Here is a 14641-nt window from a genome sequence, read left to right as displayed (position 1 = left end):
CTCTTCTCTCCGGTCGACGCTGGGGCCTCCCCAGGCCTTCGTCCCGGGGTCGGGTGGTGACGCTGCGGAGTGTGACGGTACATCCCGCCCCCGTGTCAAACGGGAAAAGCCCGCAACGGCCACTCGAACGGTAACCCGACTACCGGCATTCCTGCCGCCCGGAGTGGAGAGCGGCCCTTTCGACCGCATCCGGAGGGTGATCTCCCAGTTACCGGAGTCCCGGCCGTCGCGCGGCCGGGAACCGCGATGTCACAGGCGCATGAAGCACCACACCCCGGCCGCGAGCGCGGCCACGGCCGCGAGGCTCGCGAGGGCTGCCGATGCGACCTGGCTCACATCCTCGGCGACGGGCTCCCGGCGCCGCAGCCGGGTCGCGGTCCACGTCAGCAGTCCGCCTCCGAACAGGGCGAACACCGCGCCCGCGAAGATCGCCGGTCCGCTCTCCATGCCCTCGTCCCTCCCGTCGCCGGACTGCCCGGCGACGGGAGGCTGACATGCCCGGGAAGCGGTCGGGCGAACTTGGGGTGAACACAGGGCGGACGGCCCGTCATGTGTCACCCGCGCGCCCCCGCGCCGCTCACACCGTGCCGGGGTGGATATCTTCCCGGTCGTCTTGGCGTTGTCGCGGCGGCCCACCGTGCACACCAGGGTCGTGAACCCGTGGTTCCAGTCGTCGTCGCCGCCCAGCCGGCCGAAGACACCCTGCTGCGCCGAAGAGGCCCAAGTCGACTCGAATTTGTTGCTGCAGAGCTTGTTCGCGTTGTCGATGCCTTTCTTGTAGTCCATGTTCTTGGGGGCGGCCACGAAACCGATCACCTGATCGGTGTGCGGCCTGGCACAGTCGGTCAGCAGGCCCTTGAACGACTTCTCGTTGTCGTAGTACGTCCAGCAGTCGCCGATGCCCATCTGGGCCGCGTACAGGTTCGCGCCGGCGTCCCTGAAAAGGCCCACCTCGCCTCCGATCGCCACATGGCGTCCCAGTACGAGACACGCGGTGCCCCCGTCGGCCGCCGACCGCCGCGAAGCCCTCCTGCGTCGGCACGACGGCGTAGTAACCGGCGTCCGGGAGGGCGTCGGCGATCGGCTTTGCCTGCCGCTCGCAGCGTTCGGCGCCGTTGGCGCGCGCGTCCGCGTAGTCGGTGGCCTTGTCGACCGCCACGACCTGCCCGTCGGGCCAGTCGTCCGTACAGCTGACGACTCCGAGGTTGGGCGCGGACTTGAAGTCGGCACCGGACCAGACAGCGGTGACACAGTCCCCGCGCTCAACGACTCGTGGAGCCCGACCTGTTCGCCGTACTGGTACACCGGTCCGGTCGGCTCGGCGGACTCCGGCGCGGAGGTCGAGGGCGACGTCTTGGGCCGGGCGCTCGCCTTGCCGCTGTCCCCACCCGTCAGGGACACGGCGGCCCATGTCCCGCCGGCCACGACGAGCACGACGGCGACGACGATGGCGATGACCGCGCCCAGGGGCTTCTTGCGGAGCGGAGGCGTGCCCCGCGTCCCCCAGGGCTCGGCAGGCAGCCCACCGGCGGCGACCGTCGGCGCGGAGGGACCGGTCCCGTACGACGGTGTTGGCCGGTTTCACATCCCTGCGGAGAATGCCGATCCGGCGTCTCCCCCGCCAATGGCAGGGGAGACGCCGGACCAGGGCGAGGGCCGGGTCATCAACAGCAATGCGCCGGGGACGACACCGCGCGCCCCGTCACCGCGCGGGCTCCAGGAACCCCTGTTCGACCAGCAGCCGGATCTGAGCAGGCGTCCGGTCGCGCAGCACCAGCGGGTCCTCGCCGACCAGTTGAGCAATGGCATCCAGGATCCGCCCCGCGCTCAGCGTGCCGTCGCACACGCCGGCGAAGCCCGCGCCGACCGTGTCCACCTTGGTGGCGCGGCGCATCCCACGGTTCTGGCGCAGCACCACGTGCTCCGGGTCCTCGGCGCCGGGCAGTCCGACCTGCTCCTGGACGACCTCGGCGGCGAGCTTGAAGTGTCCGGCGAGCAGGGCCGCATCATCGTGCGCCCGCAGATAGTCGATGCGGTCGAAGTGCGCGCGCACGGTGTCGCCGAGCGGCTGTTCGACCGGATGCGGCCACTCCTCGACCGTGATCGACGGCTCGGCGGCGTCCGTCCTGCGCAGCGCGATCCAGCCGAAGCCGACCGCCCTCACCTTGCGCGCCTCGAACTCGTCGAGCCACGCGTCGTACCGCGCCTGGTACTCGGCCACCTCATCGCGGTGGTCGCCCGCGTCCCGCAGCCACAACTCGGCGTACTGCGTGATGTCCTGGACCTCGCGCTGCACGATCCAGGCGTCACAGCCGCGCGGCACCCATGAGCGCAGCCGGTCCTGCCAGTCCTCCCCCGCCACGTGCTGCCAGTTGGCCAGGAACTGCGCGAACCCGCCCTCGTTCAGCCGCTGTCCCGCCTGCTGAACGAGCGTGCGGCACAGATCGTCCCCGCTCATGCCGCCGTCGCGGTAGGTGAGCCGCGCGCCCGGAGAGATCACGAAGGGAGGGTTCGACACGATCAGGTCGTACGTCTCGTCGTCCCGGATCGGCTCGAAGAGAGAACCCTGACGCAGGTCGGCGGCCGGTGCGCCGGACAGCGCCAGAGTCAGCGCGGCGATGTGCAGGGCACGGGGGTTGACGTCGGTCGCGGTCACGCGCGTGGCGTGCTGAGCGACGTGCAGCGCCTGGATCCCGGAACCGGTGCCGAGGTCGAGGGCGGAGCCGACGGGGGTCCGTACGGTGATCCCGGCGAGGGTGGTGGAGGCACCGCCGACCCCGAGCACAACGCCCTCGTCCTTGCTGCCGATGCCGCCCGCCCCGCCGACCGCGCACCCCAGGTCGGACACGATGAACCAGTCCTCGCCGCCGGGTCCGCCGTACGGCCGGACGTCCACGGTCGCGGCGACCTCGTCCCCGCCGGTGGGCACCAGCCAGCCGGCGTCCGTGCAGGCGTCGACCGGCAGCACACCCGCCACGCGCGCGTGCGGCACGGGCTGCTGCAACAGGAACAGTCGTACGAGCGTCTCCAGCGGCGTGTCCCCGCGCGTCGCCCGGAGCGCGGGCACGGTCTCGCTCCGCGCGAGCGCCGCGTACGCGGGCGCTCCGAGCAGTTCGAGCAGCCCGTCGGCGGTGAAGGAGGCCGCGAGCAGGGCGTCCCGCAGCTGTGCGGTGACGTCGGCGCGGTCGGTGGAGGGCAGGGTGGCTGCGCTGGAGTTACTCACGCCCCTATTTTTACCGCTGTGGGCAGTCGTTCCGCTGAGCGATGGGGGTCTCCGGGTCTCCCTGCTCGAGTGAAGCCGAGAGCTTGGGGGAAGGTGGGCACAGCCTGCAGCGCCGGGTGCCTCCCAGCCAAGTTCAGCCCAGCGCCGGGAGGGTGCCACCAGCGCCGGGACCTCACAACGCACTGCTCAGCCGGACGTCGCCGACGCAGAAGCCGAACCGGAAGTGGAAGTGGACTTGCAGCTCGCCTGCTGCGTCATCGCCTTCCCGACGTCCCCCGCCTCCAGCTCCTTCAGCGCGTCGTTCCCGCTCGTGCTCAGCTTGTCGAGCTGCGTCGCGATCCCCTTGAGCCCGTCCGCGAACTTCGCCTGGTCCTTCGTGTTGAGCGCCTCCACCTGCTTCTGCAGAGTGGCGTACGCGGCGGAGATGTCGTTGAGCTCCTTGACCGCGTTCTTCTGCTTCGTCGCGCCGTTGTCGACGCCCGGCGCCCCCGCCGCGTTGACGGCCGCCCCGATCGCCTTGTAGGCGTCGGACATGGTCTGGAAGGCCTGGGAGTCGGTCTTCTGGACCTGCTCCGGCGTGCTGTTGTCCGAGGTCTCCTTCTGGATCGCGGTGCTGGCGCCCGCGATCTTCTGTGCCTGCGGCTGCACCGCGTCACAGACCTGCTTGGCCCAGGAAGCCAGCTTGTCGTCGCTTGCGCTGCTGCCGCTGCTCGTGCACCCCGACAGCGCCAGTACCAGTACCGCACCGCCGGACAGTGCGGCCGCGAGCTTCTTGTTCACCGGTTTGGTCCCTTCCATGGCTCTCGGCCCCGGAACATACACGCCAACCGGGTGACACCCGCGTATCCAATATCACTTATGGCAGCTATTGCAGCCTTTTGTCCCAAGCGAGAGAAGGCTCACGAAGAGCGGCACGAACACAAACAGGGCGGGCGCACGACGCATCGATGAGCGCCGTGCGCCCGCCCGTTGGCCTGTACCTGACCAGGCGGAAGAGCGGGTGCCGTGGAACCGGCTACGACACCACCGCCGGATCGGCCGGCTTGGACACCCTCTCGGCGTTGCCGTCGTCACCGACGGCGATCCCGCGCCGCTTGGAGACGTACACCGCGACCACGATCACGAGGATCGAGAGCGCGGCGATCAGGATCCGTACGACGAGACTCTTGTCGCTGCCGTACGAGAACTTGACGACCGCGGGTGCGATGAGCAGGGAGACCAGGTTCATCACCTTCAGCAGCGGGTTGATCGCCGGTCCCGCGGTGTCCTTGAAGGGGTCGCCGACCGTGTCGCCGATCACCGTCGCGGCGTGCGCCTCACTGCCCTTGCCGCCGTGGTGGCCGTCCTCGACGAGCTTCTTGGCGTTGTCCCAGGCGCCGCCGGAGTTGGCGAGGAAGACCGCCATCAGCGTGCCGGTGCCGATCGCACCCGCGAGGTACGCGCCGAGCGCGCCGACGCCAAGGGTGAACCCGAGGGCGATCGGCGCCATGACGGCGAGCAGACCGGGTGTGGCCAACTCCCTGAGGGCGTCCTTGGTGCAGATGTCGACGACCCTGCCGTACTCCGGCTTCTCCGTGTAGTTCATGATTCCGGGCTTCTCACGGAACTGCCGCCGCACCTCGAAGACCACCGCGCCCGCCGACCGCGACACCGCGTTGATCGCCAGCCCCGAGAAGAGGAAGACGACCGCCGCGCCCACGATGAGGCCGACCAGGTTGTTGGGCTGCGAGATGTCCATGACCAGGCTCATCGGTCCACCGTCGCCGACCTTCTCGCCCACGTCCTGCGCGGCCGTGGTGATCGCGTCGCGATACGAGCCGAAAAGCGCCGACGCGGCGAGGACGGCCGTGGCGATGGCGATGCCCTTGGTGATCGCCTTGGTGGTGTTGCCCACGGCGTCCAGGTCGGTGAGCACCTGCGCGCCCGAGCCCGTGACGTCGCCGGACATCTCGGCGATGCCCTGGGCGTTGTCGGAGACCGGACCGAAGGTGTCCATGGCGACGATCACGCCGACCGTGGTGAGCAGGCCGGTGCCGGCCAGCGCCACCGCGAACAGCGCGAGCATGATCGACGAACCGCCGAGCAGGAACGCGCCGTACACACCGAGCCCGATCAGCAGCGCGGTGTAGACGGCGGATTCGAGGCCGACGGAGATACCGGCGAGGACCACGGTGGCCGGGCCGGTCAGCGAGGTCTTGCCGATGTCCCGCACCGGACGGCGGCTGGTCTCGGTGAAGTAGCCGGTCAGTTGCTGGATCAGTGCGGCGAGCACGATGCCGATGGCCACGGCGACGAGCGCCAGGATCCGCGGATCGCCGTCCTTGGCCCCGATCGCCACGTCGGAGACGCCCTTGAGGTCGGCGTACGACGACGGCAGGTAGCTGAAGACGGCAGCGGCGACCAGCGCCAGCGAGATCACCGCGGAGATGAAGAAGCCCCGGTTGATCGCGGACATACCGCTGCGGTCGGCACGGCGCGGGGCCACCGCGAAGATGCCGATCATCGCGGTGACGACCCCGATCGCGGGCACGATCAGCGGGAACGCCAGACCTGAGTCGCCGAACGCCGCCTTGCCGAGGATCAGCGCGGCGACGAGCGTCACGGCGTACGACTCGAAGAGGTCGGCCGCCATGCCCGCACAGTCGCCGACGTTGTCGCCCACGTTGTCGGCGATGGTCGCGGCATTGCGCGGATCGTCCTCCGGAATGCCCTGCTCGACCTTGCCGACCAGGTCGGCGCCGACGTCGGCGGCCTTGGTGAAGATGCCGCCTCCGACACGCATGAACATGGCGATGAGCGCCGCGCCCAGGCCGAAGCCCTCCAGGACCTTCGGCGCGTTCGCCGCGTACACCAGCACCACACAGGAGGCGCCCAGCAGACCGAGCCCCACCGTGAACATGCCGACGACGCCGCCCGTGCGGAAAGCGATCTTCATGGCCTTGTGCGAGACGGCGGTGAGGTCCTTTTCCGGCTCACCCGGCGCGGGCGTCGCCTCGCGCGCCGCCGCGGCAACCCGCACATTGCTCCGCACGGCCAGCCACATGCCGATATACCCGGTGGCCGCCGAGAACGCCGCACCGATCAGGAAGAACACCGACCGTCCGGCGCGCTGATTCCAGTCGTCCGCGGGCAGCAGCATGAGCAGGAAGAAAACGATCACGGCGAATACGCCGAGCGTGCGCAGCTGCCGGGCCAGATAGGCGTTCGCGCCTTCCTGGACCGCTGCCGCGATCTTCTTCATGCTGTCGGTTCCCTCGCCGGCCGCGAGTACTTGTCGTACCAGAATCCCGGCGACCACAAGGGCCGCCAGGGCGACGGCACCGATGACCATGATGATCAGACGGTTGCTGTCGGTCAGTACTGCGGCTGCGAGGGATGTGGGGTGATCAAACTGTTGAGGGGTAGAAAGCCCCGCCATTCGTCCTCCTTGACGTTTGGGCTGAGCTCAAGATGTGGACGGATTGTAGGTAGCGGAACCTGATCAAAACAGTGGGCGGTAAACGGAATTAGCCTTCACTCGCTCTTCAGCAAAGATCGCACGCGAGCCACAGAACCCGAAAGAGGTAATGCCCCAAAACCATTGACTGGATGAGTTCTTGATCAAATTATCGCGCGATTGATCGTGAAGCAATTCACTAATTGCCAGTGGCGATGTACAAAAAGAAGGGCCCTGTACAGGACAGGGCCCTTCGAAAGCAGTACGAAAGTACGAGGAGAGAGTGGTTTACGAGGCGGTCAGGCGGTGAGCGTGGCGGGCGGCGTGGTCGGCCAGCTCATCCTGATCAGTCCGCCGTTCTGCCCGGCGGAGACCTCGACATCGTCCACGAGGCCGCTGATGACCGCGAGGCCCATCTCGTCCTCTTCGGTCTCCGCGTCCGAGTCGTCGGCGCCTGTTGCACCCGGCGCCTCACCGGGCACCGCGTGCGGCGCCTCGTCGCCGACCTCGATGGAGAACTGCTTCTCCTCCTCGGTCAGCAGCACCCGCACCGGCGCCGAGATGCCGTTGCTCTGGTGCAGTCCGACGGCACGGGTGCAGGCCTCACCGACGGCGAGCCTGACCTCGTCGAGTACGGCCTCCTCCACTCCGGCCCTGCGCGCCACCGCTGCCGCCACCAGTCGGGCGGTCCTGACGTGCTCGGGCAGCGCGCTGAAGCGGAGTTCAACGGTGGCCATGCATCCCCCTCGGAACTTCGGGCGTGCGGTCAGGGGGCCGGGCCGAGGCCCGGTCCCCCCTCTTACTTCTGCCGTCCGGGCACTACGGCCCGAGAACGGGGTCAGTCGGTGGCCGCCACCGCTTCCTCGACCGAGGTGTGGATGGGGAACACCTTGGTGAGACCGGTGATGCGGAAGATCTTCAGAATGCGCTCCTGGTTGCACACCAGGCGCAGGGAGCCCTCATGGGCCCGAACACGCTTCAAGCCGCCCACCAGCACGCCGAGCCCGGTGGAGTCGAGGAAGTCGACGCCCTCCATGTCGACGACGAGGTGGAAATTCCCGTCGTTCACCAGCTCGACCAGCTGCTCGCGCAGCTTGGGCGCGGTATATACGTCGATTTCGCCACCGACCTCGACGACCGTACGATCGCCGACGGTACGGGTCGACAGGGACAGGTCCACGGATCCTCCAGCACCTTGCTATCGAGCGGTCGCCCCTCGGGACACCTCGGCAGAGCCCCCGGGACGGTTCGCCAGCCGCGATGGCATTCAATCACTTACCGGCAGGCGTGCACGACGCCTTGGGCCCATTGTCCGTCACGCCAGTGACACACTCGGTGCCGATGGCCAAGAATCACCGATCCGATCGACCCTCGACGGACCCCGCATCCCGCCTTGCACCGGGCACGGTCCTGGACCGGCTCGCCTCGGGGCCGAGCCGGGCTGCGCGCATCACTCATACGGAGCACTTGCCCCCGCGCGAGGGTCGCCATGCCGTCTGGCCGGACCGGATCCGCTCCGAGATCGTCACAGCCGTGCAGACGGCCGGCATCGAGCGCCCCTGGGCCCACCAGGCACGCGCCGCCGAGCACGCCCTGGACGGCGACTCCGTGGTCGTCGCCACCGGCACCGCGTCGGGCAAGTCGCTCGCATACCTCGTTCCGGTGCTTTCGCGTCTGCTGGATGGAGCAGAGGCCCCGAACGGGCGCGGCGCGACCGCCCTGTACCTCGCCCCGACGAAGGCCCTCGCGGCGGATCAGTGCCGCTCCGTGAAGGAACTTTCACAGCCTCTGGGCACGGCGATCCGCGCCGCGGTGTACGACGGCGACACGCCGCCCGAGGAACGCGAATGGGTGCGCCAGTACGCCAACTACGTCCTCACCAACCCCGACATGCTGCACCGCGGCATATTGCCCTCACATCCACGCTGGTCCTCCTTCCTGCGTGCCCTGAAGTACGTCGTCATCGACGAGTGCCACACCTACCGCGGCGTCTTCGGCTCCCACGTCGCCCAGGTCCTGCGCCGTCTGCGCCGCCTGTGCGCCCGCTACGGCGCCTCACCCGTCTTCCTGCTGGCCTCCGCGACCGCCGCCGAGCCGTCGGTGGCCGCCCGGCGCCTCACCGGCCTCCCGGTCGTCGAGGTCGCGGACGACGCCTCACCACGCGGCGAGCTGGTCTTCGCCCTCTGGGAGCCCCCGCTCACCGAGCTACATGGCGAGAAGGGCGCGCCCGTCCGGCGTACGGCCACCGCCGAGACCGCCGACCTGCTGACCGACCTGACCGTGCAGGGCGTGCGCTCGGTCGCCTTCGTCCGCTCCCGCCGCGGCGCCGAGCTGATCTCGGTGATCGCCCAGGAGCGCCTCGCCGAGGTCGACCGCTCACTGGCCCGGCGCGTGGCCGCCTACCGCGGCGGCTACCTCCCCGAGGAGCGCCGCGCCCTCGAACGTGCCCTCCACTCCGGCGAACTCCTCGGCCTCGCCGCCACCACCGCCCTCGAACTCGGCGTCGACGTGTCGGGCCTGGACGCCGTCCTCATCGCCGGCTACCCGGGGACGAGGGCGTCGCTGTGGCAGCAGGCGGGCCGCGCCGGCCGCGCCGGGCAGGGCGCCCTGGCGGTCCTGGTCGCCCGCGACGACCCGCTCGACACGTTCCTCGTCCACCATCCCGAGGCCCTCTTCGAACAGCCGGTGGAGTCCACGGTCCTCGACCCCGACAACCCGTACGTCCTGGCCCCCCACCTGTGTGCCGCGGCGGCGGAACTTCCGCTCACGGACGAGGACCTGGAGCTGTTCGGACCGGCCTGTGCGGAGCTGCTGCCGCAGCTGGAGGCCGCGAAGCTGCTGCGTCGCCGGACTAAGGCCTGGCACTGGACGCGCCGGGAGCGGGCCGCCGACCTCGCGGACATCCGCGGGGAGGGCGGGCGCCCCGTCCAGGTCGTCGAGGCCGGCACCGGGCGGCTGCTCGGCACGGTCGACGCGGGCGCCGCGCACACGACGGTGCACGAGGGCGCGGTCCATCTGCACCAGGGCCGTACCTATCTGGTGCGGTCGCTCGACCTGGAGGACTCCGTCGCCCTGGTCGAGGAGGCCAACCCCCCGTATTCGACGGTCGCCCGCGACACGACCTCCATCTCCGTCCTGGAAACGGACATCGAAGTCCCCTGGGGCGAGGGTCGGCTGTGTTACGGCTCCGTCGAGGTCACCAACCAGGTCGTCTCCTTTCTGCGTCGACGCCTCATCACCGGTGAAGTGCTGGGCGAGACGAAACTCGACCTCCCTCCTCGTACGCTGCGCACCCGTGCCGTGTGGTGGACGGTCACCGAGGAGCAGCTGGATCAAGCCCGGATCAACCCGGAGATCCTCGGCGGCGCCCTGCACGCCGCCGAACACGCCTCGATCGGTATGCTCCCCCTCTTCGCCACATGCGACCGCTGGGACATCGGCGGCGTCTCCATCCCGCTCCACCCGGACACCCTCCTCCCCACGGTCTTCGTGTACGACGGCCATCCCGGCGGCGCGGGCTTCGCGGAGCGCGCCTTCCACACGGCCCGCGCCTGGCTGACCGCCACCCGCCAGGCCATCGCCTCCTGCGAGTGCGAGGCGGGCTGCCCGTCCTGCATCCAGTCCCCCAAGTGCGGCAACGGCAACGATCCGCTGCACAAGAGAGGAGCCGTGCGATTGCTCACGGTGCTGTTGCGTGGGGCACCGGAGGAGAAGGAGAGCGCTGCGCCCTCGCCTCCGCCGGGCCCGCCCTCGCCCTGACCTCGGCGGTGAACGGCCCCGAGGCGGACGCCGCCGTGACGTCCGAGACATCCCCTACGAGGGCGCACCGCACGAGCCGGCTGCCCTGGGCTCCGGCGACGCGGCCCGCCGTGGCGCACGCCGCCTCACCTCCCTCCATCCAGTGGTCGGCGGCGGCGAGCGCCGCCAGGTCGGCCGCACCGGCCGCGCGGTGACGGGCCAGCACGGCCTCCCCCTGGGCCAGCAGCACCCCGCACACGGCGCACAGGGTGCCGATCACACATACGACCCAGACGGTCACCGATCCGCGGTCGGAACGGGCACTCTCCGCACGAGCGTTCAGGGCCGTGAGCACGGAGCCCAGGCCGCGAAACCGGACCCCCATCGCTCCACCCGGCCCTTTCTTCGGCTTCTTCAGCCCGCACCTCTTCATCGGTCTGCCCCCGCCCGCCGGTTCACTTCTCTTCACTGCTTCACCCCCACGGTGTCCTCGGCCAACGCCACTGCCTCATGGCGCAGTTCGAGAGGCAGCGCGTCCGGACCTGGCGCATGGGCGATGACCACCACGCGGACGAGGTCGCCCTGTCGGCTCACCGTGACCCGCGCACCGTCCGGCGCCGCCTGCCCGGCCACATCCCGCACCACGTCGGGCGGTTCTTGCCGAGCCGCCGCCCGGGCTCCCGCTCGGGCCGCGTCCACACACTGGATCTGCGCGGACGCGGCCAGCAGGGCCCAGACGAGAGCCATCGCGAAGAGCACCAGGGCGGGTAGGACGACCGCAGTCTCCGCCGTCACGAATCCACGGTCTCGGTCCTGGTCCCGGTCCCGGTCCTGGCGCCGCCTCGCCCCGTCACATCCGGACACTGAGCGCCCGCTTCACGATGCTCTGCAGCTCCGCGCTGACCTGCCCGCTCGTCAGCACCTTGTAGAGGACCGCCGCGAAGGCCACGGCCGCGATGATCCCCACCGCGTACTCGGACGTGACCATGCCCGCGTCCTCGCGCACCGCCGCCCGTACCCGGCGTACCAGCGCCCGCACCCGTGCTCGTACTCGTGCTGCTTTGCCCATCTCAACCCCCATCAGTTCTGGTCCTGTCGACCTGTTCGATCCGTTCGATTCCGTCTGATCCGTCGTTCATCGCGCGTGATCTGCTGTTCACCGCGTGGGATCCGTCGTTGACCGTGTGCCGTGCGCCGTCATCCGCCACCTCCTCTCAGCAGCCCTCCCGCGAGTCCGATCACCACGGGCAGCACCCCGACCGCGATGAAGGCGGGCAGGAAACACAGCCCCACCGGCGCGGTGACCATGACGCCCGCACGGCGTGCCCGTGCCGTCGCCGCTCGCCCCCACTCGGCGCGGGCCTCCGTCGCCAGGCGCCCGACGGGCGCGGCCGCCGGTATGCCGGAATCGCCCGCTCGTTCCAGGAGCCGCGCCAGCGCTCCGGCACCGGGGAGGACGGCGAGCCGCTGCCATGCGTCGGCCGGCTCGCCCCCGAGCCGTACCTCGGCCGCACCCCGCGCCAACCGCTCCCCGACCGGTCCCTCCAACGCCTCTCCCACCGCCTGGGCCGCCGACACGGGGCTCGCACCCGCAGCGATGCACGCCGCCAGCAGGTCGGCAGCCAGCGGGAGCTGACGGGTCGCCACGGCGGGGTCGTACTCCTCCGCCAGGCGGTCGCGCTCCTGCCGGGCCCGCCAACGTGACACGCCGACCCCGGTGATCAGCCCGACGGCCAGCCCGCCGATCCCCCCGATCAACACCCACCCGGCGCACAACGCCCCCACGACCGGCAACCACCGCCGAAGGGTGTCCCGCACCTCCGCTCGCCGGCGCACGGCACCCCGCACCCCTGAGCCCAACCGCCAGGGCACCACCTCCCGGGCCCCGACACCCCGCTCGCCGGACAGAGCCCCTGACACCCCCGAGCCCCACCCACCGGACGAAACCCCCGGCCCCCCGAACTTCCTCCCCTCAGGCACCACCTCCCGCACCAGCACCACTTCCAGCCGGCGCCGCGCCCTGCGTTCGCGCCGCGCGGCGACGAACGCCCACGCCGGCCACCACAGCGCCAGCGCTCCACACAGCACCCCCAGCCTGTGGACAACCTCCGCGCTCATGCCGCCTCCGCTCCCCGAACGATCCGCAGCGCCCACCACAGCCCCGCGCCCTCCAGCACACCGCCGACGGCGAGGCAGGCCAGTCCCGGGCCGGTGTGCAGCAGCACGTGCAGCGGGTGGGCGCCGAGGCCGGTGCCCAGCAGCAGGCCGAGAACCGGCAAACCCGCGAGCAGGACCGCCGTTGAACGGGCGCCCGCCAACTGGGCCCGCAGATCCTCCCGTTGGTCGCGCTCGGCGCGCAGGGCCGCCTCCAGCCGGTCGAGCCCGGCTGCCAGGCCCGCGCCCCGGTCCACGGCCACCCGCCAGCATGCGGCGAGCCCCGACAACCCGGCGGCACCCGGCTGCCGTGCCGCATCCGCGAGCGCACCCGGTACGTCCCCGCCGAACCGCGCCGCCGCCAGCACCGTCGCCTGCGCCCCGCCGAGGCCGTCCGAGTCGCGTGCCGCGCGGAGCAATGCCTCGCCCGGCTGACGTCCCGCGCGTACCTCCCCGGCGAGCGCCCCGCACAGCGCGATCACCGCCTCATCACGCCGGTCCCGCTCCCGCCGGGCCTCCCGCGCCAGCCGCACCCGGCGCAGTACCGGCACGCCGACGACCCCGGCCAGCAGGGGCAGAACGGATGCGCCGAGCACCGCGATCGCCGCACCGACGGCGACCGACCACCACTCGGCCGGCAACCTCCGCAGCCGAACGAGGGCCCGTTCCCAGGGCGGTGGGCCGCCCCCCGCCGCCGCGCCCCCGCCCGCGAACAGCAACCGGGCCCGCCGTGCCGTCATGCTCGGGCCTCTCAGCATCCAGGCCGCCGCGCCGGCACACGCCAGTCCGGCACCCACCGACATCGTCCCGATTCCCATCACACAAACTCACTCCCATCACGTCCGTCACTCCCGCCCCGAAGCAGCTCCCGCAGCCGCTCCCAGCCCCGCTCGCGCTTGAACGCCCCCGCGCCCCACCGCAGCGCGGGCACGGTCACCACCAGCCCCGACGCGTCCCGCTCCAGCACATGCACCTCCGCGATCCGGCGTCGCCCGGTCCGATCGCGCACGAGGTGGAGGACCACCGACAGCGCGGCCGCCAGCTGGCTGTGCAGCGCGGCCCGGTCCAGGCCCGCCGCGGTGCCCAGCGCCTCCAGGCGCGCCGGCACCTGTGCTGCCGCATTCGCGTGGAGGGTGCCGCAGCCGCCCTCGTGGCCCGTGTTCAGCGCGGCCAGCAGGGACACCACCTCGGGGCCGCGCACCTCGCCGACCACGAGCCGGTCGGGTCTCATCCGCAGCGCCTGCCGCACCAGGTCCTGAAGCTCGACGAGCCCCACGCCCTCCTGGTTCGCGGGCCGTCCCTCCAGCCGCACCACATGGGGATGGTCGGGCCGCAGTTCAGCCGAGTCCTCGGCCAGCACGATCCGCTCCGTCGGCCCCACCACGCCCAGCAGCGCGCTCAGGAGGGTGGTCTTGCCCGAGCCGGTCCCGCCGCTGATCACGTAGGAAAGCCGGGAGGCGATCAGCGCCCGCAGCACCCGGTCCCCGCCCGGGGGCACCGTCCCCGCCGCCACCAGCTCGTCGAGGGTGAACGCTCGCGGCCGTACGACCCGCAGGGACAGGCACGTGGAGCCGACCGCGACCGGCGGCAGCACCGCGTGCAGCCGGGTACCGTCCGGCAGGCGCGCGTCGACCCACGGTCTGGCGTCGTCGAGCCGCCGCCCGGCCACGGCGGCCAACCGCTGCGCGAGACGTCGTACGGCCGCCGCGTCCGGAAAGGCCACCGCCGTCAGTTCCAGCCCGCCGCCGCGGTCCACCCACACCCGGTCGGGCGCCGACACCAGCACGTCGGTCACGGACGGATCGGCGAGCAACGGTTCCAGGGGGCCGCTGCCGACCAGTTCGGAGCGCAGCTGCCGAGCCGCGCCCAGCACTTCCGCATCCCCGAGCACCCGTCCCTGCTCCCGCAGGGCCTGCGCCACGCGCGCGGGGGTCGGCTCGGCCCCGCTCTCCGCCAGCCACTGCCGCACGCCGTCGAGCAGCCGCGTCCGTTCGGCGAGTCCGGCGGCGTGCCCAAGAGCCCCGACTGCCCGCGCACCGGGTTCCCCGCCGCCGTCCGTATCCGCCGCCGTGTCCCAGCCTGTGCTCATA

General features: G+C 71.2%; 13 protein-coding genes. 1 reads left to right on the top strand and 12 read right to left on the bottom strand.

Features of this window, described 5'->3' with window-relative positions; translation table 11 throughout:
- Positions 1-249 precede the first annotated feature (249 nt).
- The 6 genes from Q2K21_RS01605 to bldG all read right to left on the bottom strand — a co-directional run bounded on the left by Q2K21_RS01605 (position 250) and on the right by bldG (position 7839).
- Complete coding sequence (locus tag Q2K21_RS01605) at positions 250-447, bottom strand: hypothetical protein (RefSeq protein WP_310780530.1); 198 nt, start codon at positions 445-447, stop codon at positions 250-252.
- 1255 nt (positions 448-1702) lie between these two features.
- A complete protein-coding gene (locus Q2K21_RS01600) occupies positions 1703-3223 on the bottom strand; it encodes a class I SAM-dependent methyltransferase (protein WP_310763256.1) in 1521 nt (506 codons plus the stop codon).
- 186 nt (positions 3224-3409) lie between these two features.
- On the bottom strand, positions 3410-4021 hold the full coding sequence (locus Q2K21_RS01595; protein ID WP_310763255.1) for a small secreted protein: 612 nt from the start codon (positions 4019-4021) through the stop codon (positions 3410-3412).
- Positions 4022-4238: 217 nt separating this feature from the next.
- Positions 4239-6641, bottom strand: a complete 2403-nt coding sequence (locus tag Q2K21_RS01590) for a sodium-translocating pyrophosphatase (RefSeq protein WP_310763254.1) — start codon at positions 6639-6641, stop codon at positions 4239-4241.
- A gap of 317 nt (positions 6642-6958) precedes the next feature.
- Positions 6959-7396 (bottom strand): ATP-binding protein, encoded by a 438-nt coding sequence (locus Q2K21_RS01585; RefSeq protein ID WP_310763253.1) that lies wholly within the window; start codon positions 7394-7396, stop codon positions 6959-6961.
- Between the two features lie 101 nt (positions 7397-7497).
- On the bottom strand, positions 7498-7839 hold the full coding sequence (gene bldG / locus Q2K21_RS01580; protein ID WP_010986038.1) for an anti-sigma factor antagonist BldG: 342 nt from the start codon (positions 7837-7839) through the stop codon (positions 7498-7500).
- An 80-nt stretch (positions 7840-7919) separates the two neighbouring features.
- Here bldG and Q2K21_RS01575 point away from each other — a divergent pair, with 80 nt between their 5' ends.
- Positions 7920-10418, top strand: coding sequence for a DEAD/DEAH box helicase (locus Q2K21_RS01575; RefSeq protein ID WP_310763248.1), 2499 nt, complete (start codon positions 7920-7922; stop codon positions 10416-10418).
- On the opposite strand, the gene Q2K21_RS01570 is transcribed toward Q2K21_RS01575, so the two are convergent.
- The 6 genes from Q2K21_RS01570 to Q2K21_RS01545 form a co-directional block, all read right to left on the bottom strand.
- Positions 10339-10782: an Rv3654c family TadE-like protein gene (locus Q2K21_RS01570; protein WP_310763247.1), complete on the bottom strand. Its 444-nt coding sequence runs from the start codon at positions 10780-10782 to the stop codon at positions 10339-10341. The two genes, Q2K21_RS01575 and Q2K21_RS01570, sit on opposite strands and share 80 nt — an antisense overlap.
- Before the next feature lie 80 nt (positions 10783-10862).
- Positions 10863-11192, bottom strand: coding sequence for a TadE family type IV pilus minor pilin (locus Q2K21_RS01565; RefSeq protein WP_310763246.1), 330 nt, complete (start codon positions 11190-11192; stop codon positions 10863-10865).
- 55 nt (positions 11193-11247) lie between these two features.
- Positions 11248-11466: a DUF4244 domain-containing protein gene (locus Q2K21_RS01560; protein ID WP_310763245.1), complete on the bottom strand. Its 219-nt coding sequence runs from the start codon at positions 11464-11466 to the stop codon at positions 11248-11250.
- Positions 11467-11594: 128 nt separating this feature from the next.
- Positions 11595-12515, bottom strand: a complete 921-nt coding sequence (locus Q2K21_RS01555; protein WP_310763244.1) for a type II secretion system F family protein — start codon at positions 12513-12515, stop codon at positions 11595-11597.
- Positions 12512-13369, bottom strand: coding sequence for a type II secretion system F family protein (locus tag Q2K21_RS01550; RefSeq protein WP_310763243.1), 858 nt, complete (start codon positions 13367-13369; stop codon positions 12512-12514). The genes Q2K21_RS01555 and Q2K21_RS01550 overlap by 4 nt, the downstream gene beginning before the upstream one ends.
- Entirely contained in the window at positions 13369-14640 is a 1272-nt protein-coding gene (locus tag Q2K21_RS01545; RefSeq protein ID WP_386275937.1) for a TadA family conjugal transfer-associated ATPase, read from the bottom strand. The genes Q2K21_RS01550 and Q2K21_RS01545 overlap by 1 nt, the downstream gene beginning before the upstream one ends.
- Position 14641 lies beyond the last annotated feature (1 nt).

Origin of the sequence: Streptomyces sp. CGMCC 4.7035 (assembly GCF_031583065.1) — a bacterium.
GTDB lineage: Bacteria > Actinomycetota > Actinomycetes > Streptomycetales > Streptomycetaceae > Streptomyces > Streptomyces yaanensis.
Note: the sequence above shows the minus strand (reverse complement) of the source record. Positions and strands in the feature narration are given on the sequence as shown.